This window comes from Candidatus Nitrosocosmicus agrestis, from assembly GCF_008389435.1.
Classification (GTDB): domain Archaea; phylum Thermoproteota; class Nitrososphaeria; order Nitrososphaerales; family Nitrososphaeraceae; genus Nitrosocosmicus; species Nitrosocosmicus agrestis.
Genome location: NZ_VUYS01000002.1, coordinates 116,195 through 139,497 on the forward strand (window position 1 = coordinate 116,195; position 23,303 = coordinate 139,497).

19 protein-coding genes and 1 tRNA gene are annotated in these 23,303 nt (G+C 33.1%); 6 read left to right on the forward strand and 14 right to left on the reverse strand.

From position 1 onward, the window contains the following. Positions 1 to 426: 426 nt before the first annotated feature. The gene (locus F1Z66_RS01500) at positions 427 to 1,425 is read right to left on the reverse strand and encodes a hypothetical protein (protein WP_149861833.1); all 999 of its coding nucleotides are present in this window, start codon (positions 1,423 to 1,425) and stop codon (positions 427 to 429) included. Positions 1,426 to 1,973: 548 nt separating this feature from the next. Between F1Z66_RS01500 and F1Z66_RS01505 the strand changes: the two genes are divergently transcribed. Continuing rightward, positions 1,974 to 3,299 carry an MFS transporter gene (locus F1Z66_RS01505; protein WP_438502933.1) on the forward strand — a complete coding sequence of 442 codons (1,326 nt, stop codon included), beginning with the start codon at positions 1,974 to 1,976 and terminating at the stop codon, positions 3,297 to 3,299. 340 nt (positions 3,300 to 3,639) lie between these two features. Here F1Z66_RS01505 and F1Z66_RS01510 read toward each other — a convergent pair whose 3' ends face one another. Both F1Z66_RS01510 and F1Z66_RS01515 read right to left on the reverse strand, forming a co-directional pair. After that, a complete protein-coding gene (locus F1Z66_RS01510; protein WP_149861834.1) occupies positions 3,640 to 5,871 on the reverse strand; it encodes a heavy metal translocating P-type ATPase in 2,232 nt (743 codons plus the stop codon). 10 nt (positions 5,872 to 5,881) lie between these two features. After that, positions 5,882 to 6,247 carry an ArsR/SmtB family transcription factor gene (locus F1Z66_RS01515; RefSeq protein WP_201448546.1) on the reverse strand — a complete coding sequence of 122 codons (366 nt, stop codon included), beginning with the start codon at positions 6,245 to 6,247 and terminating at the stop codon, positions 5,882 to 5,884. A gap of 131 nt (positions 6,248 to 6,378) precedes the next feature. Here F1Z66_RS01515 and F1Z66_RS01520 point away from each other — a divergent pair, with 131 nt between their 5' ends. After that, positions 6,379 to 6,894, forward strand: a complete 516-nt coding sequence (locus F1Z66_RS01520; RefSeq protein WP_149861835.1) for a hypothetical protein — start codon at positions 6,379 to 6,381, stop codon at positions 6,892 to 6,894. Between the two features lie 327 nt (positions 6,895 to 7,221). Here the strand turns inward: F1Z66_RS01520 and F1Z66_RS01525 are convergent, their stop codons facing one another. From F1Z66_RS01525 to F1Z66_RS01545, 5 genes are read right to left on the reverse strand one after another with little or no spacing between them, the layout of a single operon-like run. Next, positions 7,222 to 8,340 (reverse strand): hypothetical protein, encoded by a 1,119-nt coding sequence (locus F1Z66_RS01525; protein WP_149861836.1) that lies wholly within the window; start codon positions 8,338 to 8,340, stop codon positions 7,222 to 7,224. Further along, positions 8,324 to 10,342: a DNA polymerase domain-containing protein gene (locus F1Z66_RS01530; protein ID WP_149861837.1), complete on the reverse strand. Its 2,019-nt coding sequence runs from the start codon at positions 10,340 to 10,342 to the stop codon at positions 8,324 to 8,326. The genes F1Z66_RS01525 and F1Z66_RS01530 overlap by 17 nt, the downstream gene beginning before the upstream one ends. Next, positions 10,339 to 12,888, reverse strand: a complete 2,550-nt coding sequence (locus F1Z66_RS01535) for an ArsR family transcriptional regulator (RefSeq protein WP_159357393.1) — start codon at positions 12,886 to 12,888, stop codon at positions 10,339 to 10,341. The genes F1Z66_RS01530 and F1Z66_RS01535 overlap by 4 nt, the downstream gene beginning before the upstream one ends. Continuing rightward, positions 12,878 to 13,111, reverse strand: a complete 234-nt coding sequence (locus tag F1Z66_RS01540) for a hypothetical protein (protein ID WP_149861839.1) — start codon at positions 13,109 to 13,111, stop codon at positions 12,878 to 12,880. Before F1Z66_RS01540 ends, F1Z66_RS01535 begins: the two co-directional genes overlap by 11 nt. Before the next feature lie 3 nt (positions 13,112 to 13,114). Further along, positions 13,115 to 13,243 (reverse strand): AbrB/MazE/SpoVT family DNA-binding domain-containing protein, encoded by a 129-nt coding sequence (locus F1Z66_RS01545; RefSeq protein ID WP_149861840.1) that lies wholly within the window; start codon positions 13,241 to 13,243, stop codon positions 13,115 to 13,117. Positions 13,244 to 13,341: 98 nt separating this feature from the next. On the opposite strand from F1Z66_RS01545, the gene F1Z66_RS01550 reads away from it, so the two are divergent. Continuing rightward, on the forward strand, positions 13,342 to 14,592 hold the full coding sequence (locus F1Z66_RS01550) for a hypothetical protein (RefSeq protein WP_149861841.1): 1,251 nt from the start codon (positions 13,342 to 13,344) through the stop codon (positions 14,590 to 14,592). A gap of 43 nt (positions 14,593 to 14,635) precedes the next feature. Here F1Z66_RS01550 and F1Z66_RS01555 read toward each other — a convergent pair whose 3' ends face one another. From F1Z66_RS01555 to F1Z66_RS01575, 5 genes are all read right to left on the reverse strand, one after another. Next, positions 14,636 to 15,976 carry a hypothetical protein gene (locus F1Z66_RS01555; protein WP_149861842.1) on the reverse strand — a complete coding sequence of 447 codons (1,341 nt, stop codon included), beginning with the start codon at positions 15,974 to 15,976 and terminating at the stop codon, positions 14,636 to 14,638. A 95-nt stretch (positions 15,977 to 16,071) separates the two neighbouring features. Further along, positions 16,072 to 16,160: transfer RNA gene (locus F1Z66_RS01560), tRNA-Lys, on the reverse strand. Between the two features lie 86 nt (positions 16,161 to 16,246). Continuing rightward, positions 16,247 to 16,846, reverse strand: coding sequence for an SRPBCC family protein (locus F1Z66_RS01565; RefSeq protein WP_149861843.1), 600 nt, complete (start codon positions 16,844 to 16,846; stop codon positions 16,247 to 16,249). A gap of 67 nt (positions 16,847 to 16,913) precedes the next feature. Further along, the gene (locus F1Z66_RS01570; protein WP_149861917.1) at positions 16,914 to 17,864 is read right to left on the reverse strand and encodes an iron-containing alcohol dehydrogenase; all 951 of its coding nucleotides are present in this window, start codon (positions 17,862 to 17,864) and stop codon (positions 16,914 to 16,916) included. A 120-nt stretch (positions 17,865 to 17,984) separates the two neighbouring features. After that, positions 17,985 to 18,497 (reverse strand): hypothetical protein, encoded by a 513-nt coding sequence (locus F1Z66_RS01575; protein WP_149861844.1) that lies wholly within the window; start codon positions 18,495 to 18,497, stop codon positions 17,985 to 17,987. A 363-nt stretch (positions 18,498 to 18,860) separates the two neighbouring features. Between F1Z66_RS01575 and F1Z66_RS01580 the strand changes: the two genes are divergently transcribed. The 3 genes from F1Z66_RS01580 to F1Z66_RS01590 all read left to right on the forward strand — a co-directional run bounded on the left by F1Z66_RS01580 (position 18,861) and on the right by F1Z66_RS01590 (position 21,894). Then, positions 18,861 to 19,316, forward strand: a complete 456-nt coding sequence (locus F1Z66_RS01580; protein ID WP_149861845.1) for a hypothetical protein — start codon at positions 18,861 to 18,863, stop codon at positions 19,314 to 19,316. Positions 19,317 to 19,375: 59 nt separating this feature from the next. Beyond that, positions 19,376 to 20,446 carry a hypothetical protein gene (locus F1Z66_RS01585; protein WP_149861846.1) on the forward strand — a complete coding sequence of 357 codons (1,071 nt, stop codon included), beginning with the start codon at positions 19,376 to 19,378 and terminating at the stop codon, positions 20,444 to 20,446. A gap of 392 nt (positions 20,447 to 20,838) precedes the next feature. Next, positions 20,839 to 21,894, forward strand: a complete 1,056-nt coding sequence (locus tag F1Z66_RS01590) for an adenylate/guanylate cyclase domain-containing protein (RefSeq protein WP_149861847.1) — start codon at positions 20,839 to 20,841, stop codon at positions 21,892 to 21,894. Between the two features lie 510 nt (positions 21,895 to 22,404). Here F1Z66_RS01590 and F1Z66_RS01595 read toward each other — a convergent pair. Beyond that, entirely contained in the window at positions 22,405 to 23,265 is an 861-nt protein-coding gene (locus F1Z66_RS01595; protein ID WP_149861848.1) for a DUF359 domain-containing protein, read from the reverse strand. Positions 23,266 to 23,303: the final 38 nt, after the last annotated feature.

A 23,303-nucleotide genomic window follows, 5' to 3' on the forward strand; every position in this document is an offset into this window, starting at 1 on the left:
ATAGAGTAAAAATCGGCAATGGAATTTCAGTAAATTATCAAAAGCAAAATCATCCAATGTTCTTTAGTAGATATACTAGTGCGATACCAATACCTCAAATTTATTGTAGTGTTGCATGTATCATTGATCAAGACCTTAGGTATTTATTGCCTAAAATGGACAACGGAGCAGAAATATAGTTATTCTATTGATTTCTCTTACTAACGACATTTCAATTTCAGTTGAACTTAATTAAAACTTGTCCAATTAAAGTGTGATGAAACATTTCACTATGCTATCGAATCGCAAAATATTGATGGCTTATTGTCATTATGAAATTATCATTAAAGAACCAGTGTCTCATATCAAAAAGAAAATGGCTGTAATCAGTTGTTTTTATTTAAAGTTCAATGATATATCATTGCATCTGAAACATACGTTCCACGTTCATGATATTGAGTTCATTTCAATTTCAGATTGATTCCATAGGTTCTCAAATATTATGGAATTGGTGTCGGCAATTGACTGGCTATTAGAATAAATTGCAATGCTAGTTGAATCTTCAAATGTATCATTTTCGATGTAAGATTTCATCTCGATGACCAATGATAATGTTGAATCTATTAGCAAGGCAGTCACCTTTGATTTGAATGAGTTCTTTGATATGTATCTAAAATGCAATGAAATTAATTTTTCAGATATCTCTTCCTTAAAATTTGATAATTCTTTTTGTATTTTTTTTATTTCGTTCCCATCTTTTATACATATTAAAATGTTTATATCTATATTATGCCCTGATTGCAAATTTTTCAAAAGTTCTATTAAACCTATTCTCATCAGCCTATGAAGCGTAGCAAAATTATAGAAAATTATTTGAATATTTTCTGACGCAGAATTAATAATATTGAAAATAGTTTCTAGTATATCATCTGGATCCCTAATAGTGTCTATGAATTCTCTTTTAAGTCCTTTCTCTATTTCTTTAAACCGATGCTTTGCAGGTATAGCTTTATCCCATAGTAGGTTGAATATGTGCTGCTGCTGCTGGACTATTGTCTTAACATTGCTTATGATTAATTCTGATGGGAATATCTTGTCTTCTCTCAATACAATTGTTGATGCTAGGTAGTAAGTATTATCGTGAATTCCAAAAGCACCCTTAATTCCGTCAATATGACGAACCTGGACAATTTTCACAAATTTTTTAGACCACTTTAGGTTTTCTCTCGTGATATCAGTTATGCACCTTAATTTAATGCCCTTATTTTTTAATACATTCATTCCCTCCCATATCGGTTTTGTATTGATTATTACCTCTACCCCCTTCTCGTCGCAAATGATATCCATATGACTAGCTGTTTGTGAATATACTCGTAAAGTAGTACTAATCATTCTTTCAGGTTGATACAATACCTTTGTTTTCTCGTTAGACGAGTGTTGAGACATAATAGACAATAGCAAGAATCAATTTCCTAAGCAATTAAACATTACTATAGATACTGAATGATCGATAAAGAATAGCAACAAAATCTAAATAATTAAAGAAAATAAGATAATTAAGATAATCGGCATTTTTAGATAGGTTATAATGCTAATGGCATACGACACAGAAATTTAAGGGCGACCTTGCGCCTTGATAACTCAAACGCAACTATAAGACGTCATGGAATGAATAGATTTATTTTTGTTATTGGTTTAACTTGTTGTATTGGTGTTGGTAAATAGATCTTATATGTAGGGCCGATATTTATTCAGTTTTCTTAAAGTTGTTTTCAGCGTATGAGCATAGTTTATATTATAATTTACAATTATGCTTCCGTTATATAAAACATAATTCCCATTTCAGAAATATGATAACGGCATTATCGAAAATGATAGTATGCAAAACAATAGCAAGCTAATATACAATAAATAAAGTTTTAATTTGTATTTGATATGATAAATTACTCATTCATAGAATCATCATCTTCGTATAATGTGATATCTTATGATAGGTGTATTTGTTGACTATAGACAGAGACACTAATATTGATTCTAAAATAAAACTTGGTCTAAGACCCAACATTAATCAGTTCCTGATTCTTGTTCTAGTTAATGCTTTTGTAGGGTCAATGATTGGATTGGAACAAACAGTGGTTCCACTTATTGGTGTAGAAGACTTCGGAATTCAATCCAATACATTAGTTGTTTCTTTTATCGCAAGTTTTGGATTAATTAAAGCTATCTTGAATCTTTTTGCTGGAAAATTGTCTGATAAATGGAGCAGAAAAAACGTTCTAATTTTGGGATGGATATTTGGAATTCCAGTTCCTATCATTTTATTAATAGCGCCCGATTGGAACTGGGTTATAGTTGCTAATGTATTTCTGGGAATTAATCAAGGACTAGCATGGTCAATGACTGTCAACATGAAAATTGACCTTGTGGGAAAAGAAAAAAGAGGATTTGCATTAGGATTTAATGAATTTTCAGGGTATTTTTCTGTAGCCATTGTAGGTATTATAACAGGCTATCTTGCATCCCTATATGGATTAAAGCCATATCCATTTTATCTTGGAATTGCTTTTGCAGTTCTAGGTCTGTTAATTTCGTGGTTAATTGTCAAGGACACAAAAAAGTTTACGATTTTAGAGATAAAGAATCATGAACGAGATAACCCTGAACAAAGAGAAGGGGAAACTGGATCCAACGAGAATTCCAGCGACGGAAGTCTAAGCTTTGTTACAGTTTTTTTTGAAACCTCTTGGAAGAATCGGTCTTTACTTGCAATTAGTCAAGCAGGATTAGTCAACAATTTGATATTTGGTGTATCATGGGGATTATTCACCATTTATTTTTCTTCTTACGCTTTGAATGCATCTGACATAGGTTTATTGAAAGCTTTGCATCCTGGCATATGGGGTGTTTTGCAATTAGCCACAGGATTACTTAGTGATAGAATAGGTAGAAAGATTCTCATATTTCCAGGAATGTTTACACAAGCAATTGGGATTTGGGTGATTCTTTATTCACATGATTACATAGGTTGGATTGTGGGAATGTCTCTTTTAGGTATCGGAACTGCGATGGTATATCCAACCTTACTTGCTGCAATAAGTGATATTTCGCATCCGAACTGGCGAGCATCTTCGTTAGGTGTTTATAGATTTTGGAGAGATATCGGATTTGTTTTTGGTGCAGTTGGAATTGGATTTATAGCTGATATGGTTAACATGTTTACAGCAATACAAGTAGTAGCTTGGCTTGGCTTGGCATCCGGTATTGTTGTAGTGCTCCTAATGAAGGAAACCAAAACCAACCCCAAAAAGAGTAAAAATTAAAGAGCATTACATGCTTTAGAACTGATCAACTAGAACCTTAACTTTCGAATACATCTTATAGTTTGAATTAAGCATCATGTTATGGAAGATTGTGAAACTAATACACTGATTAATTTTTTATGCATTGTAGTTCACCACATTATTAAGCACAATTATGTTGATATATCTAGCAAAAATTGTACTTTTCAAAATATCTTGGGTACAAAATGAGCATACAGATTTAGAAACAGTCTGCTTTTCACACAAGCATTGGTTTTATTCAGGCTCATATTGAAATATTCGGTTTTGTTTCTTAGAATTCCTTTTGAGCTTATGGTATTTATGTCATGTCTGTTTTTTTTTAAATTTTAAATTTCCTCAGTAGTAATGAATTACCAAAAACAAGTGAATCGCTTACCACCCATCCTAATGCTGCTAACGCCGGTGTCAGTATTAGGGAATTTGTAGACCCGAATAATATCCCAGCCGCAATAGGAATGGTAATAGAGTTATAAGCAAAAGAAATCGTCAGGTTTTGTTTTATTTTTTTCAGCGAAAATGCAGATAGTTGTAGAATGAATGAGATGTCAGATAAATTATTTTTTATCAAAATAATATGTCCTGCTTCCTTTGCGACATCAGTTCCTGATCCGATTGCTATTCCAACATCGGCTTGAATTAAAGCTGGTGCATCGTTAATACCATCTCCAATCATTGCTACAACGCGGTTTTCCTTCTCCTGTAGATACTTAATTTTTTCTACCTTTTGTTGTGGCAACATTTCTGAAAATATGTCAACTATTCCTATTTGTTGGGCAATTGCAAGAGTAGTCCTTTCGTTATCTCCACTCAGAAGAATTACTTTCTTTCCCATAGATCTAATTTTTTTAACTATGGATAAGGCATCCTCTCTTATCATATCTGCTACTGCTATGATACCAATAAAATTTCCTTCCACAAAAATTGTTACTACGGTTTTGCCTTCTGATTCTAAATCCGTAATTCTTTGTTCAAATTCTATTGGAATTTTTGACTTAAACCTCGATATGGAATTTTCATTGATTTTAGGAGTATTTTGTGTATTTGAGCGTGGACTGGTAATCAATATCTGTTTTTGGTTATATTTAGCTATAATTCCATGACCAGTCATTGTATTGAATTCATTAACTTCAAAGAGGGATATCTTTCTCTCGTTAGCCTTTTTCACTATTGCTCTTGCTATTGGATGTTCCGATTTAATTTCCGTAGAAGCAGCCATCTGCAACAAATGGTGTTCATCAAATCCAGAAGATGGAATAACATTTGTTACTTCAGGTTTACCCTTAGTTAATGTGCCTGTTTTATCAAATACCACTGTATCAACAGACGCCAATCTCTCAAGATATATTCCACCTTTAACTATGATACCTTGTTTGGCAGCTTTACCAATGGCTAAGGATATCACCATTGGGGTCGCAATGCCTAAGGCGCATGGACATGATACTACCAGTATGGTGGCAAATACTGTTACACTGAATTGAATTGGCGCTTGCACTACTAATAACCAATAAAGAGAAGAGATAATGGCTATTGAGAACACAATAGGGATAAAATACTTGGCACATCTGTCTGCAATCTTTTGAATAGAAGGTTTGTTTGTTTTTGCCTTTGAGACTAATTCTATTATACTTGCTAATACTGTTTGACTTCCGACACTCGTTGCTTTAACATGAACATATCCATTTTTGTTTATGGTACCTCCAATGACCTTGTCTTTTACTCTTTTTTCAACTGGAATTGATTCACCTGTAATCATTGATTCATCTATTGAGGTTTCACCTAAAGTAACAATGCCGTCAGTTGCAATGTTTTCGCCAGGTTTAACGATAAAAATATCATTTACCTTTAAATTTTCAATAGTAATAGTTTCCTGTTTTCCATTATCTCTTATTACAATAGTCTTTTGTGGTTTTAGGGCAACCAGACTCTTAATAGATTCAGAAGTTGTTCTTAATACCTTACTTTCAACAAATTCACCTATTGTAAATATTGTCATGACAGAGGCAGATGCTTCAAAAAATCTAATATCTTGATTTGTCAAAAGTGCAATAACACTATAGCCATATGCAACTGACGTGCTTAATACCACCAAGGCGTCTACGGTAAAGTTTTTTCTCTTTCTGATAGAATCGTAAAAGCGTTTGTAAAATGGTCTACCTAGTAGAATCTGTACAGGAGTAGCTAAAAGTAGTAAAATAAAACCGAGAATAAAACTATCTCCGACTAAATTATAGAACTCTAGTAATTCTAGAATTACTAAAGGAATGGTTAATGTTAACCCTACTAATATGAGGATCTTTGCTTCTTTGTTTTCTTTTCTTTCAATTTTCTCAATAATTTTTAGGTCTTCTAAATCTGACTTTCCGTTTGTTGATCCTATTGATGATAATCTTTGGGAAAGTTCGGAATTGCTAGAACAACAGCTGCAACTATCCTCTGCTGCTTCTACTTCTACTTCTTTTTGCAGTTTTATATTGCAATTGATATTTTCCATCTCTTTATCTCTTAGATTTTCTATTGGATTTTCAACTGAGAGATTAAATTTCCTTTTCATTTTCTTGTCTTTATTTTCTAATGTTTATCATAGTGGATTCATCATTGTAATTCACACACTTGTATAACCCACTAATTATCTCTGCAAGAACGATATCGCTTTCTTCTAGGAATTTTGCTACCCTTTCATTATTGAGATTATAAAAGACTTTTTTTCCTTCTCGTCTATTGCGAACAAGTCCGCAGTCTAGTAAACAGGCTAAGTGGTTTGATATGTTTGATTGATTTTGATTTGTTTCTCTTACTATTTCTGATGTAGTCCTTTCTCCATTCCTTAGACACTCTAAAATGGAAAGCCTAGTTGTATCTGCTAATCCTCTAAATAACTTGGCTTTTAATGATAACTTTCGAATATTAATTGATATATTATCACTCAATGATATGTTAATATGTAATTGCTAGATACTAAAATCTTTGGATGGTTGTAGTCATATTTCATCTAAGTATAGTAAAATGGACATGGATTTATTCACCTTTGTATAAAGTTAAGAAAGCTTGATGATATGAGATGAGCAAAAAAAGACAGGTTATAATAATAAGTATAGTAGTCGTTGTAGTTACTTCAATTATTATCTACATTGAATTTATGATGAAACCTCAAAACCTGGGTATGAATTCTGAGAAAGTATCTCCATTTGCGGTCTACTTTCATTCGAATTTGAGCATCTCAATTGAAGGAAAACCAATTAAAATACCAAGTCAAATTGGCATCGACTATAAGTTATGGAATGACCATAGTCTTGACAAATTTGGATTTCCAGGAATGCCAATGGATGAAGAAGGAAAAACAACTATGCCAGGAATGGCTCCGCTATACACTACAAATGATAAAGGCAGAATAACAGTTGGTTCAATTACAGAAAGAGACTACACTCTTGGAGATTTCTTAAGAATATGGGGTGAACTTGATACAGATGACAAAGTAGTAAATGCAACAGTTAATGGTAAAGCGGTAACCAATTATACCAATGTCAAATTGGAAGAAGGTCAGCAGATCAAGCTTTACATTCAGAATAAAAAATAGGTTTTAAGATTTAATGTATAATCATAATTTCTTTAACAATCAAATTTTTGAATTAAATAATTTGCACTTTCCAAAATTTCTTAGGTAACATTTAAGGTATACTTTAATTCTAAAATATATTCCTGTTATCATATGACCATTAGCTTATTCAAAAAAGAGGTCAATTTAAGAAGTATTAGAATAGCGAGATATTAAGAAGCACAAAAATCATATTCATCTGTCCCCATCTAAAAGAATTAGAGCATGTGACATTTGATCTATCATAAATATTATCATCATCCTAACAAATGAAATAAGGATAGAGATACGCATTTTTGTCATATAGTGCTAATTTAACAAATGATACAATTCAGTGTTTTCAGAACTTAATTTGTATAGAGATAACGGTTTGTAATCCTTAACTGCAATCAATCTGGTTTTGATTTCTGATTCCATATTAAAGGATATTTTAGAAAGCTTACTACATTTTTCAAGCCACATCTTCAAGATATCAGAACATTTATCTGAGTTTAGTTTTCTTATGTTAACGAGATATGGAACCAATATACGATATAAACAATATCTTCGAAAGCGAGGTATGGGAGTTTGCAACAATCTTTCTATCCAATAATATTTCTTTACTTTATCACTCTTTAAAATAATCTCACACCTTTTGTTTTGAAATCTAGAAGTCTTCTTTCTTTTGAGGTCAATATCTGCAAGCCAGAGTCTAAAATCTCTAATCAGTTTGATGTTTATTGATTGAACGTTATCCTTATCAAACTCCTGAATTATCTTTATCTGATATCTAATTTGGTCATTTTCATCATTAATATTTAGATTTTTTGAGTTGAAAGTATAAGGTATCCTTAGTAATGAGGATTTGAACGAAGGATTATGACTCGAATCCTTTTTCTTCAAACTAAAAGTCATTTCAGCATACCTGAGAAACTCCTCTGAAGGTTTTTTAGATAATTCACTTAATTCTTTAATTAATTCTAACGGTCTGGTATCTATCACAATATAGATATGATAACCATTTCCTGTCCACAGTATAGTCGGTTGAGAACTATATAATTTTTCTTCGATTGTCTTTATACTCCTATTCTTTGTCTTTTCTAACTTAGTTATTGCTTCCGGATATGGTAGATTTTTTTCTAAATCAAGATCGATAAAAATAATATTTGGAGCTTGTATGTCTGAATAACTGAGATAATCGTTGTTGTCTAAAACTGGGTAAGCATTGATTCTACAATCTATAAAATCTGCTTTAATGTATTCATTTAGTATTTGTTCTTTGTTATAGACTGTAAATTGTCTATTATTACTAAAAGCCGTTGATATTTTCCTCGGGAATAATTGTTGTCTTCCTTCAAAATGTGAAAGAATAAAATCTATTCCTTCTTTAACTTTGTTGATTCTATCATCCTTTTTCTTATAGTCAACACCACTATTTCCAGAAATCATCTAAAGTTGAGTCCCCTTTAACATGCTTATTGTAATTATAACCTAAACATTCTACCTGTTTTTCAAATATTGATTGTAATGTTTTGAGGTATTCGCTTCTGTCTATGAATGCGGGATCTGAATGTGCTTTTCCAAGGCAATTAGCTTTGTAATAATGTATGGTATCTCCCTCCTTAGCATTTTGTTGTTTTCCCACAATATATTGAAATTTATTATCAGAATACTCAGATGGATCTCTTTCTAAAGTAAGACTAATTGCTAACCGTTCATGTGGAACTTGACCTTTTTCCATATCTTGATATGCTTTTCTTAGTTTGATTGTAGGATTTCTACCATGTTTTAGATCTTCAACAAACCCTCTTTGAAGATTATTTATCCATGGGGGTCTATCAGATTTTTTACCTTCCATTCCCACTATATCCGGAGCTTTAGTTACATCATCCTGATGTATTCCTATGTAATGCTTCTTACCTAAAAGTAGAAACTTTTTATAAGTTTTGACTAATTCAATTTCTGTATCCTCGAGCATTATAGAGCATTCTGCGAGAAATTTATCGATATCTAGTTCACCTTTTACGTCTGTTACAAAAATACTGTCGGTATCTCCATAAATTACGTCAAATCCATAAACTTTCTCTGCAATATGTTTCATATAGTCTAAAGTTCTTCTACCAAAGGCAGTAGTTAGTTCTGCTACTCGGTAATCAGCAAATTCAAAAAACTTGGTATTAAAAAGACCATAACAACCATTAATCAAAATCTTTAGTCCTAATTGCATAGCATTATTTCCCAGGTCTTTTTGTCTGAATCGTTCATTTCTATACTGTTCTAGGAGCTTTGGAATTATACCTCTGTATCTTTTGCAAATCCAATATTCTTTTTGTCCTTGATGTTGTTCTTTTTCACCTTTGTCATGTATTAAATTCATGATTTCCTTTGGAACTCTAGCTTCGGGGTCATCTTTACAACATGAACAGTTAACAGTGTCAAAGCTAATGTTGTAAATTATTATCAAAGTAGGATAAAGCGATCGCACATCAAAAACATACACGAGTTTTTTATCTCTATAATAACCTTTTTTAGGATCGAGGACTAATCCACCTTCAATTTTCTTTTTTCCTCTTTGTATAGGATCAAGCGTTGGAGGTTTGCATTCACCGTTGTTAATCTTGTCATTGATGACTTTGGTCCACCAACTAGTTAAACTATTGTTACAGACTCTATCAAATGGTACTTTTGTAATTATAGATATGGCATTCATCAAATCAAAGATTTCATAGTTATTATGTCTGGAAAGGTCCATAACTAATGATGCATCTTTTATAACATATTCTAGTTGTTTAACATTAGATAATTGTTGTATCTTTTGTCCATCCATGTATTCAAGCTTTCCTTCACCTAAAATTGTTCTGCATACTGTATCTAGTTTCAGATTTAGATATTTACCATTGTAAATACCCATCACCATTTCCTTTTTGTAAACGTTATAGAGGTCTATGTGATAATAATACCTAAATTTGTTTAATTTTCTAATGGTTGGAACGGCAGAAAAATTTCGTATATCGTGACCTCTGATATAAGGAACGCCTCTACGGTCAAAAGCAACAATTGAAGAAATATCATAAAATTTGCAAACTTCATCTATTATCTTTAAATCAGAATTTATTCCACTAAACTTACCTCTACTGTTTTGAATTCTAACACCCTTGGTGTTCCAACCAATTGTTAATCTATACTGTAGAATTTCAGACATGATCCATTTTACCAATTCCTTTTCTGGTTGCATGTGATTGACAAAGTCTAATTCATGCTTTGATTTTATGTTTCCTAAATTATCAACTATTGCTCCTGCAAATATTGAATACGGTTTTTGAGAATTATTTTCATCATATCTATATTCTAAATCAAGAGCAGCGTAGGGTTGCATTAGCAATTCATTCCTTTGAATATTATAATTGGTATTGGAAGTGATTAAAGGAACGTTTGAACTTGAACTTGTCATACCGTTTCCCCCTTTTGAGGGTTAGTCAAAGATTCATTATTACTTTCAAACCACTTTACCAACAATTGCGGTTTGTTTTTTATGATTTTGATATTTGGATGTCTTATAATATTTGAAACGAGATCCCTTACAATTCGATTTTCTCTTGAAGTTAACTTATCTCCCAAATAATTTCTAACTATTTCATTATTCTTACAAACGGATCCTATGGCATAATTGACGGCTATTATCGAGCCATCAGATAATTGTATAATTTTTAGAATTTCCTGTAAAGCAGTGTATTTAATACCGTCGCTATCTGTAATTATGGGAGAAACGGGATATTGTGTCTGATACTCCTCTTCGTCTTCGTCTTCTGCATGTGACCTTGTCACATGCTCAAATGGTTCTGACCCGGAGAGAGGCACGGTGATTTTTTTGGTATTTTGTATGTTAAAGATCCCACATGATTTTATTGGGTTACAACAGAGATTTTCAGTCTTATCCTCTTTTACAGGTAAAAATTTCTCCGATTTTTCTTTTGAATCTCGACTCTTACTTAAGCCATCGTCTAAATCACCATCATGTTTTTGCTGAGCCTGTGGTGATGAAATATCTTTGAACGTGTGACAGTAATTATTGTTATTGTCACACGGTTCTACTGTTTCAATAGTATCAGCTTTGTCGATGGAATTCTGAACAGAATCATTCTCAAAATCATTATCATCAACAGATTGTGTGTCGCACTCATAATTTTTATTAGATTTCTGATCATAAGGAACAAAATCCTCTTTTAGATCGAGAAATTCTTTTGTTCTAAACCAGTCATATTCAGAATTCAATCTTATCTTAAGTTCTGAATTACTATAATCACTTACTGTTGATATCTCCCCTATCCTTAAAGCTTCAAATTCTCTCATCGTTCGAGTTACCACCGGTTGTGAAATTGATAGTTCATTGCATATCTGTGATGTTGTAAGTTCTCCAGTTTCGCTTTTTAGTAGGAGGTCTAATAACCTTACACGTCTCACAGGTGCTGTTGATAAAGCAACTTTGACAGCGATTGGAACATCCTGTATGGTCAGGGAGTTTCTTCCCTGAGAAATTGCATGTCCGATTGCAAGGTTACGTAAAAGAATAACCGCTCTAGATGCATCCTCAATTACAGGAAAGTCTGTATCATAATCTTGACCTTCTACTTGATGTGGTTGTTGATAATAGTTACCATTTTGTTCATTATTTGATTCATTATTTTCGTTACTATAATTCGATTTATGTTTTGTAAACTTTGATTGAGAGACATAGACGTCTCCTCTAAGAGGAGCGAGTAAATTTGCTAGTTGTGCTATATATTCTAAAGCCTTGTCTTGTTCTCCTTCCTCTTCTTCATTCCATCTTATTTTTATAACGTTGTTTTCAAGCCTTGTCCTACCTTCTATTTCAGGAGCAGCGTCAAATACTTTTAAATAATCTAAAAGTTTTTCTTCAATTTCTTTGTTTGTGCTGGAAAAATTATTGTTTTTGGCTATTCGTTTTAAGTCCCAAACTGTTTTCTTTTGAAGGTTAGGACGGATAAAATATATCTTATGACCTAATGTTCCCAATAATTTCCACACTCTAAAAGGGATCTCGACTGCGGCTCCCAGCCATACAAACATAGTATCCCCGTATTTTCTATGCCCATGGGCACCAGAATCATTTTCCAGTCCATGTCCGTCAAGAACTCGGGTTATTATTCCCATGGTTTTTTGAAGATCTTCCTCCTTGCCTGTAAAAAATAACGCCAATTCGGGAGTAAGTACGAGTTTACCTTTCATTTTTGGTAACATGTCAACTTTTTGTAGTTGTTCCTCGTTTAATGCTGCGTTATGTGAGATAAGTGAGCTTGGAGTAAAGCCGTCTGTGTAAAAAACATGGACATATTTTCTAAAGAGCTGAATTACCATGGTTTTCATTGAAGATGGAGGTGCAACTATTACGCCCATAAACGGGAGAGTGAAATCCATAACGTTCAGTATTGATTTAACCGTTAAGCAAAATTCCATAAATATCCAGGCTTCTGGATAATGACTTTTGAATATCTTTTCTAAAATCTCATATTTTTCGGCTACCTTAGATTGCCATTCTTTATAGGGATCAGATGCTTCTTGGAATTGACTTCTAAGTTTCTTTACGTCATTTAAAAAATTAGATTTAAATTCGTCGTTTGGTTGATCTTCAATATTAGGATCAAGTCTATCTTGACAAAGAAAAATTTCATCTCTATATGAGACAATCTGATTCTCTATATCTGATATCCCTTGATCTATTAATTGAGAATCACCTGTCATTTGCTTGAGGTATTTTAGTTTGATTCTAACCTCCTTACATAATTTTTGAATTGAAGATTTAGATTTTCCTACTATTACTATGCAAATAGTCTCATTTCCAGAATTAAATTGTAATATACCCCTATCTAGAATGATCTCATCTATCCCCATTTTAGAGACATTTTCAGTTATTTTGAATCTGATCGTTCTCGTATTTTTATCGATTGGACCAATATTGCTGTCGCGACTATGACTCAAATTTTTCACCTTTCTTCTGGTCATGACAGAGACATCTACAAACAATTCTAATCCCTGTTGGTTTGTTTGAATAGACTGTTTTACACTTGTTACAAGTTATCGGACATTTAGCAATAGATAATTCCAGTATTGAAAAACTATTTATCGATTCATTGTTACCTTCATAAAGTTTAATTTCATGTTTATCCTTATTAACAATGGGAAAATTCTTTTCATCTTTCATTTTTTAAACCTCTAATTTTTCGATAATGATCTTGTCATTGTCCTTGTTGATTTTGACAAAATCTCCTCTTTGCATTTGAAGATCTTTTAGAAAGTCTTTGGGTAAGACAACGGTTAGTGATGTTTTACCCACGATTCCATTGATTCTATGAATATGTCCTCTCATTACAATATAGACTGTAGATACTGTTATTAGGAAGATACTATTATGTATATGATAGTATCACGTATATGTTACAATCTAATACTAACAAATTAACGATCAAAAGCATCACTATCGAAGATATTCTTTATCGCGATGTCGAAAAACTCGAATCTAATAATGATGAGGAGAAAGAGTATAAAGAGGAGATTAGCCTTTACCGGGACATTATCCGTTTTATTCTTTCAGATTATAAGGACAAATACAACCCAGAAATTGAGAAGGATGACATGAACGGTATACCGATTATAGTTTCTTTTAGGATTTGGCCATTATGCAAGTGGTTATTTAACAATAACAAGGATTTGCAAGATGCATATGAAGAGGAATATGGAAGCAGACGGGTTGCTATTGAGAAGAGACCAACAAAGATTAAAGGAAAAGTTGCACGTAGGTTAGAAAGACTTGTACAGTTAGGATTATTCGATATTGATGAAAACAAGGTCAAATCTCAAAGAAACAAGGGTCTGGAGACACTATTATATCATGTTCCAAGGAGTGGTATATTAGTCGCATTGACTTTGGATCTACAGAACTGCGATAAGGGTTCAGACAGGTATAAGAAAATGTTGCTCCTGACGTTGAACGAGTACCTTATATCTATTCCTCCAAATTATAAGAACTACGATAATTACTATTATTATTTTCTAAAGACTCTTTTGACTAAATGTATAAACAAATACGATGATATTCTCGACTACTTTTTTTATTATATGTCTAAACATTCCTTTGGGTTCTTGATAAATTTTCATGATTTAAGATATACCATGAACAATTTCATTTTTGAAAAAATTTTAAATGACAATAATTTTAGGGAATTGTTCTATGAGACGTTAAATAATTTTAAAACACCATTGTTTTCAAAAGAACCACAAGATAAATTGGACAAAAAAATATTAGATACGGAATTAAAAAATATTGAAAAAAGCAGACATATGATTAAAGTCTGCTTTAAATCAGATATTGAGTCTCAAATTGACAAAGACATGTGGGAGTCTTTAAAATATGATACCCACATGATGAAATCTTTTCAGTATACCAATAGCCAAAAAAAACGTTTTATTCCAAACCATGTCTATAAAAATGGATTATATGAAAAGATAGAACGAGAAAAGGTTATAAATCATCAAATAAGAAATGAATGGGAAATAATAAAAAACAACAACCTTAATTCAAATAAGATTACGATGATCGTAAAATGTCAAAGGTGTAGTCACATATTCTCATATTTATATAATATAGAAAGTCAAACTTGGGATGCAGTTGGACTAAAACCGTAAGACGTTATTAATGAATTATTTGATTTTTGAATTTAACAAAACCCTAGTCAAAGTTGCCTGATTGAATTAGCTGTCTTGCTATCAGCTGTTTTCCTTGTTCATCAACTGAAGAAAAGGCTTTGACTAAATCTTGCAAGACAGAATCCATTTCTTTATATCTGGTCTCTAGTTCCATTATCTTCTTGTTTTCTTCTTCTTTAATTTCATCAAATGCTTCTGGTTTTAGAGGATAGGAACATTTAGAACAGTATTTATTCTCCAATATATTTGGTAAATCGCATCGTGGACATATTGACTGTATAGGTTTCTTCTTTTGGAGTTCTTCTGTAATTATTCCATTGTATTCTAATATTTTGTTTTTTAGTTCATTACCCATTCTTCTCTTGATATATCTAGATCCTTGTTTTGAATTCATTGACCACCTTACTTTCTTCTTTAATGCATATTCAGGAAGATAGTCGGAATCGGCAGTTATCGCTGAATGTCTTATGCAATAAGGATTCCATTTCTTTACTTTGAGCAAACGGTTCAATCTTTCCTTTTCCTCTTCATCCGTTATCTGGTTTGATTCAATTAGTCTTTCAATTCTTTCTTTTAGATGCTTCATAAAATTATTTAGAGCGTCAGCATGTATTGGAGCACCGGTGATTTGATTACAAATTATACTTGCATTTGGTTCATTTTTAAAAGGATGTTCATTAATCCAATCTCTAACATAAGGAAATGAAAAAGTAAGTAGAATAGGACCAGTTCCAGTTTTTGATTCGAAAGGAATTTCACCTTCTCCATATTTTTGCTTTAATTTTATATGCTTTATTTTGAGACCTGAAATCTCATGAGGTCTAGCGTCTAGGTCCCAAAGTAACGATAATGCAGCTTTATTTCTTTTTAAGGGTTCATATTTTATTATTGCTTGAAAGTCATCTTTATCCCATATTTCAGATTCCAGATATGGACTGATTCTTTTACTCTTCTTTTCTTTGATTTTCAGAAAAGATGGAGTCACCCAATCTGAAGGATCCAATGATTCTTCATTTCTCTGTTGTCTTAATTTTTCATTGTATAACCATCTAAAAAAATACTTAATTCTCTGTAAATAGTCATTCCAAGTTCGCATCCATTTTCCGTCAGGATCATCCTCTTTACTTTTTATTTTAGAATCAAGAAATGACAGTATCTCTTCCTTTTTAGATATTTGAATAAAATCTAAATTTTTTCCAAAGAATTTTGCCATATTAATTAGGGCTTTGATATTCTGATTTTGATAACTTTCAGATGTATTAACAGATCTCAAGTACAGATAAAATTCATAAATTAATTGAGCATTATTGTAGTTATCCAATAGTCGAATATTTTTTATGGAGGTCTCTAACTTTACTGGCATTAACAAAGCCTCCTGCTATCACGAATATCGGTAATATACATTATTTTATGACGAATATAATATAGAATAACTTGTATATAGACCCGTATACTATGCGGGTTCGGTGGGATTCGGACCCACGACATTTTAACCTCTTTCGAACTGGTTAAGAGCCAGACGCTCTGCCTGGCTGAGCTACGAACCCTACGAATAAATGAGTTGCAAAAACACTATTTAAATCAAACTAAGAACATATAATCGAACGAAACAAATTTAGAAAAAATGGATTAATTAGGCAGGAGTTGTAGCCCTTGGTTGTTCATTCTGATTAATGATTTCAACAATGGCTTCAGAAACAGAGCATTTACGTCGCTCTTTTTCCTTTAGAACCTTCCTATATGCTTCTAAAGTAATGTAGACGGGAATTGATCCGGTTCCTTCTAGTAATGCTTTAACACGGTACAACCCGTTCTCCATACCTCTTTCGGCTATTTTCTTTAATTTTACTTTGTCTAACAATCCTCCTAATGGACCCATAGGCATATCATAGTCCACTGTGAGTGATGTCCTTGTCTTTTTCTCTTCTAACTCATCAAAATCTACTGTTATTTGCCAGTGTTTAAAGGGACCTTCAATCATCTTAGCAACTATTTTTTTATGTGGAATATAGTCAATGGTTTCACAATCCCATTCCAATTTCTTGCCATCAAAATCACCACTTATTCTAAAAATTGTACCTACCCCAAATCCGTTTTTAACTTCTAATGGAATTACATTTAGACCCATATTTTCAGGGAATTGATCTGCCATATGTTCTGGTCTGGCAAAATAAGTAAAAACTTCGCTTAAAGGTGCAGCAATATCCATACTCTTTTTAATGGTAGTCGTCATAAGATAACTTGTAAAAGAAACAATATGAATTTATAGTTTTTCCTAATTAAAGTATAAAAAAGTGTATTTATGCTAAGGGATTGCTATTAACAATCTTATCTAAGCACTTTACTATATCTTGTTTTGACACATCTATAGGGTTATTGTCAAGATGCCCTCTATCAGGCATAATAACATCCGCTGCTTCATCTAAAGGTAGCTTAAGTTTTAATGGTTCGAACTTTAATTTCTGACATATTTTCTTAAATCTATCTGTATATACAGAATTGTTAAACTCATGAGCCACAGTAGTACAAGAGGATAGTGCATACCCATGAGGCACACCCTCGTTGGAAAATACATAGGACAATGCATGACCCAATGTTGTTGAAGAATTTCCAAATCCTATTCCTGAGAGCATTGCTCCGTATGGCAATAATTCAGGCTTGTCATTTATAATAGCATCTTCCAGGATATCAAAAGCTTCTTTACAGAATAGTTTGGTCAAAGGATTAGACAACTTACTATCAAAGCCCTCGGAAGCTTGTGCTGCAGCATCACAGGCAGAGTTTCTCATAATGTTAAATGGCGTACCAGGCAGAAAATAAGGATCGACTATAGCAGCATCTGCCAAAAATGCCTCATCCTGAAGGAGCTTCTTTTTGTGGTCGAAACTGATTACAGCATAGGTTGTCATTTCTGCACCAGTTCCAAAGGTAGTAGGAATCAAAATTTTTGGAACACCAGTCAATTTACTCAAATATTTACAAACATCCATCGAACTACCTCCACCCAAACCGATGTAACAAGAAATATTCTTTCCTTCAAATTCATTCTTTATCTTCTCAATAGTTTCGATGGCTGGATCAGGAGTTACTTTATCATAAATAGTGTAATTTTTGATACCCATATATTCAATCCATTTTTCATAGATTTTGCTCTCAGTAGTAGTGATTATTAAAGCATTGTCAGGATACTCAAATTCTTTTGCAGCATTCTCACCAAATGCAATTTTTTTAGGAATTAGAATCTTCCACACACTAACCCTGAAATCATATTTCAATTTAAATATTTTCTTATTGATAAATGTCCATGATTTTGAACAGGGATTTATTAGATCCTCTAACGGTAGTATGCAGGATTTCAAATCAGATAATCTTCACCTAAACCTTCGAGATTCGATCTCTTTCTGTAAAATCAGATGATTTAATTCACGCAACCTATTTTCCAGAGTTTGAATTTCTTTTTTCTTGTCAGCAATATATTCAGGGACTTGGTGAATGGAAATTCCCAATCTCCGGGCAAATCCATGAACTTCATGTATTTGCATGACAAAATCATGAAAAGTTTGATTGGTTTTGAATGAATGAACATCTATTTCCCGCAGCAACCTATCCATTTCTGCCTCGGATGATCCCATCTGAAGCAAATAATTGTGTATGCGGATACCGTACGCCACTTTATTCAGTGTCAAACCTTCGTTTCTGATTTGTACCGCAACTCCTCTTAACAGGTCTATATCAGGAACTTCAGTTGAACCCCAGTAATTAATAATTCTGGTTACACTGCCACATCCAATTCCATTACAACTAGCTATCACATCGCGAGGTAAACCCAAAAACCACTGGTCACGCACTTTGATTTTAATTTCATATGGAATTCTTGAACCCAAATATTTCAATTAGATCATATGTAATTCAATTTATAAAAGAAATAATCCTCTAATCTTGTATTCAGGTATATCAAAATACGTCTGAATTCTCTTTGGACGTAGTTTTAACCGCCTTTGGAAGTGGATTTGTTCTGTATGTGTACAAAGAATTGACCGTGGTTGGTAGTAGGGACAATGTTTTGACGAGAGATTGACCGTGGTTGGTAGTAGGGACAATGTTTTGACGAGAGATTGACCGTGGTTGGTAGTAGGGACAATGTTTGGATAGTTTCAAGTTACCATATTGTCGGCAAATGAGCACTGATTATATATGATCAAAGTTAGATTTAAGAAATATAGATTCGTCATTTACGTCATGTAAGTATGAATACGGTATCCGGAGATTTCCATTATCCTACTCTAATATACGATAACTACTGTACATCCTGTTCTAAATTTGCTCATATAATTTACCTAATTTCACGAAAAAAAATTGAAATTCTTGGGCATTTTGATATTGAAAGAACAAAAAAACTCAAAGAAATAGTATTTAAAGACTATAACAAGGATACAACCCGCATGTTCTGGTACATTAAAGAAGGCAAAGCCTCAGCTTCAAGGTTGGGTTTAATCTCTCTTATCAAAGACCTTATCCCCATGGTTTTAGGCTTAAGTAAATACAAAAAGGTATCTTTAGTTGAACAAAAATGTGCAAAAGCGTGCTATATAGGAAATAATTTTTACTCAAAATATGGATGTGGCGACGATCCATTGAGTGTTTTTAAAAGAATAAGATACCTGGTAAGCAATTCAGACTCCATCACTTGGAAGAGTCCATAATTTGAAGAATGACTTAAAAGCTAGAAAAAATCTAACCATTTATTGAAGTGTTTGGAATAGTGACTTTAACAGATCTCCTTATAACCATTACCGTCATCCAAACAGTCATAATAGCATTTTTGATGGTATTTATTCTTTTTAAGATTAAAAAGTCTGTCAATCAACCAGCAACTGATAAAATAGACAACGAGTTATCAAAAAAACTCTCCAGTCTAGATACCAAAGTATCTTTGATTTCAAACGAATTTACTCAGGCGATAAAAGAAAATACCGAAAACATTACAAAACTTTCATCTACAGTCGAAGCAACTTCTGCATCAACTGCTGCCGCCTTGGCTACAGCAAATTCATCACTGTCCTCTTTATCTGATGCGTCGTCAGCACTTTTGAATCCAGCAATGACCTCAGGCTTATTCGAACGCGTTACTGACAGTAATTACATTCAACCCCAGTTTTTAGAAATTGATGAAGGCGATCCGAATGTTAAAGATAGCGATGCAGATCTGATTGATAAAATCAAAATAGACCCGGCTATCGTACAGAACTATAACGGATTACCAAATCAAAAGGGCTTAAGCAAGATCATCCCCTCCTCCCCCTCCTTTTCTTCTTCCCCTATCTCTTCTTTCATCTCCGCCCAGAACTATGAGTCCAAGGTTTTCTCACCTTCCTCCCTTAACTTGGGTTCAAGAATTGGGTTAAAAGCACACTTAGGCCATCCGGTTCTTCAAGACGGTTCATCCGAAGAAGAAGGAGAAGAAGAAAAACAAGGAAGGTATAACCAATCAATCGACAAAAAAACAAAAGAATCCGCCGATTTACCGTTTGTAGCATCAGAAAGTTCAAGAGAAATGAATCCATCGTCACCAAGCTTTCCGAATGAACTTGAAGCAGTTAAGGATATTTCATCTAATCCACAGACTAATCGTAAAACCGACAAAGAAAACCAGGACTCAAATTCAAACGGCCAGACAGGGGACAATAATGAAAGAAACAGTAATCCAGAAATAGACAAATTAGATATAGAGATCCTTTCTGCACTTAAAAGACTAGGAGGAATGGATGAAACTTCAGCCAATGAAAATGAAACTGCAGACACTTTCGCCAATGAAAATAAAGAAAATAATTAAATGACAATGCAACAAATTCGAAAAAAGAATCCAATAGGTATGAGAAACTGATAATATTAGTATTATAATAACAATAATAACACTCACACACGCATCCTTCCTCATTCAAAAAGGTAAAAAAAATATGGACCAAATCTTTTCAAATTTTTCTTCTTTTCCCTTTCCTAACCCGTCTTTTTTCTTACCACGAGCAAATTCCTTCCTTTGATTACGTGGCTAATTCAAGGTTTTATGGCCTATTGAAAACAATACTAAGCAAGCTCACGTAAAACAAAACCAGTAATCACTCATGTCCTCAAATTAGAATATGGTCATAAATTATAAATGCCAAACTTTCGTAAACATTTTATCGATGCCATGACATCATTGTAGGTGAAAAGAGAATTTCTGGCGTGGATGATGATAATAACCAAAAAGGTGTTGACGAAAAACCCAAAAAGGTTGACAAATATGAACAACATCAAACCATCATCAACTTATTTGACTCGGGGATCCCGCCCGAGATCATTTCATTACAACTAGACGTTGAGCCCTCCGAAGTAGAAGAGGCGATAAAGAATCTAAATGAAAAAATTGAAAAAGAAAACAGCAGGCTAATTGCCAAGACTAGTAGCGATGGTGATAATGATGAAACAGATGATAATCAATCAGTATTTTATGTAGATGCCCTAATCGATATCCAAAAAATCATTACTGCTTCCCAATCAAGTATGTGGAAAGCGTTAAGATCGGATCCGATATTTACCGCACCATTTGAGGAAACTCAAGAAGTATTAAGCAGCTACAAATATGACAAAATGAAACTGATAATATTAAACATCGACATTGTAGGTTCCACCAAACTATCAATGAATCTACCAATTGAAAGAGTGTCAAAAATTATTCAGACGTTTACCCAAGAGATGACAAAAATAATCAGACTTTACGGAGGATATGTTTTAAAATACGTCGGAGATGCAATACTTGGGTTTTTCAACGTAGATTCGGCCCATCTATACACCCTGTGTATTAATGCGATCAACTGCGCAAGAACCATGATCAAAGTAATAAATCAGGGTTTCAATCCGGTTTTTGGTCAGTACGATTACCCCGAAATCGGCGTAAGAATTGGAATTGATTATGGAGAAAATGTAATTGTAAAGTATTATCCACATGTTGATAAGATCAAGGACCTGTCACTGTACGATTACAAGGCAGTGCACAAAAATAGCGACCTGATTTCAGGTAAAAGACCTGTATATGATATTTTAGGATACACCATAAGCATTGCTTCGAAGATGACAGCCTATGCCCGTGAAAATCACATTATCGTTGGACAGCTAATTTATGACGTATTATCAAAAGAAGAACAAGAATTCTTTTCTATTGTAGATATCAATCCCGAGAATTGGAATTATATAAGTGATGAAACTGGAGAAATCTACAAATTGTATTTAAACAGGGCCTAAATAACCATTTTACTTTGTGTCGATGGCCCTCCTTGCAGTCGTGTAATCTAAATAAATAAATAAAAAAAGAAAAAAAATACAGATCAAGACAGGCAAATCTGTCCTTTTTTTTATAGCGGCAGTTAAAGATTTAACCTTATTCAAAGATAATCAGTATATGACAAAAGTATGTTCTTTTTGCGAAACCACCACAATCAGTGAATCCGAAAGTGTTTGTGGCAAATGTAGAACAAAATATGGAATAGGCTCTTACGATAATAGTAAGGACGGTTGTGGTTGTGGGACTTGATCAATATTTTTAGATATACATATATGAAAACAACGACCACTTTTTACACATAAAAATACACCAGCAAATATACCTATTCAAAAAAAATAACTAGCTAGTCTTGGAAGATAAAAAATAGAACAAGATCAAGACAGGGTCAGATATTGGTAATACTAAATCATACTTTTTATTGTATTAAAAAATCATACAGCCACCGTATCATCATACCCTGTGTTAAAAAATCAAAGAAAGACTTTATTAAAGATTGACTCTGCACGCTTCTTTGACTCTTCAGTTATTTTTACAATAACCAATCCTTCATTAGGCTGTCCGTAACAAACAACCCAACCAACGGGTGCAAAGATCAAAAATGGAAGTGCCACTATATCTTCCTCCCCTTCTATCACTATCTGCACCTTTTCAGATGAGGTAGCAGCAAACTCGTCAAGATCGTGGAATTTAACATCACTTGATATCCTTTTTGTTTGTGATACAGACAAATCACTTGAGTCTGTTTTTTTAGACGCCGTTTTTAATGAAATTAAAGTAGTTTCAGCAGTTTTAGATGCATCTTTTTCCTTTTTATTTCCAATTACTTCATCTTTATCTTTTTCTTTATCTTTTTCTTTATCTTTTTCTTTATCTTTTTCTTTATCTTTATCTTTATCTTTATCTTCAAATCTTTCTGCTGCCCCCTCTGTCACTATTGCCACTTTTGATTCGTTCTCCTCGTCCTCTGAATTATTACCATCAGCTTCCACTTCAGTTTGAAAAACAAGTTTTCTTACCTCAGAGATTATTTTTTCATCCAATTCGCCAGGATTGTTATTTAATTTAAGAACTCTATCTACCTCATAATCTAATTTTGTGGTTTTTATGACCCTCTTTTCTTTCCCATCGATAACAGAAATGTCTGGAATAATTCCAAATCCAAGTAATTTTTCTGTAGTGGTATCTCCCACGGTCACAATCTTGGATGCATTTCCTAGTGTTTGAGTAACATTTTTTTTATTGACAAGATTGTCTTTTATCAAAATTCCAAATGGTTCTTTTAAAAGATCCAATTTCTCAGGATTCACCTTCATCTCGTTAAACTTCCTCAAAAAATTAAACTACTATATCATACAAAGATGTTTATCTC

Coding starts and splice junctions, on each gene's coding strand:
- F1Z66_RS01500 (WP_149861833.1), bottom strand. CDS start 1,425: ATGTCTCAACACTCGTCTAACGAGAAAACAAAGGTATTGTATCAACCT.
- F1Z66_RS01510 (WP_149861834.1), bottom strand. CDS start 5,871: ATGAAAAGGAAATTTAATCTCTCAGTTGAAAATCCAATAGAAAATCTA.
- F1Z66_RS01520 (WP_149861835.1), top strand. CDS start 6,379: ATGAGCAAAAAAAGACAGGTTATAATAATAAGTATAGTAGTCGTTGTA.
- F1Z66_RS01525 (WP_149861836.1), bottom strand. CDS start 8,340: ATGATTTCTGGAAATAGTGGTGTTGACTATAAGAAAAAGGATGATAGA.
- F1Z66_RS01530 (WP_149861837.1), bottom strand. CDS start 10,342: ATGACAAGTTCAAGTTCAAACGTTCCTTTAATCACTTCCAATACCAAT.
- F1Z66_RS01540 (WP_149861839.1), bottom strand. CDS start 13,111: ATGAAAGATGAAAAGAATTTTCCCATTGTTAATAAGGATAAACATGAA.
- F1Z66_RS01550 (WP_149861841.1), top strand. CDS start 13,342: ATGTTACAATCTAATACTAACAAATTAACGATCAAAAGCATCACTATC.
- F1Z66_RS01555 (WP_149861842.1), bottom strand. CDS start 15,976: ATGCCAGTAAAGTTAGAGACCTCCATAAAAAATATTCGACTATTGGAT.
- F1Z66_RS01565 (WP_149861843.1), bottom strand. CDS start 16,846: ATGACGACTACCATTAAAAAGAGTATGGATATTGCTGCACCTTTAAGC.
- F1Z66_RS01580 (WP_149861845.1), top strand. CDS start 18,861: ATGAATACGGTATCCGGAGATTTCCATTATCCTACTCTAATATACGAT.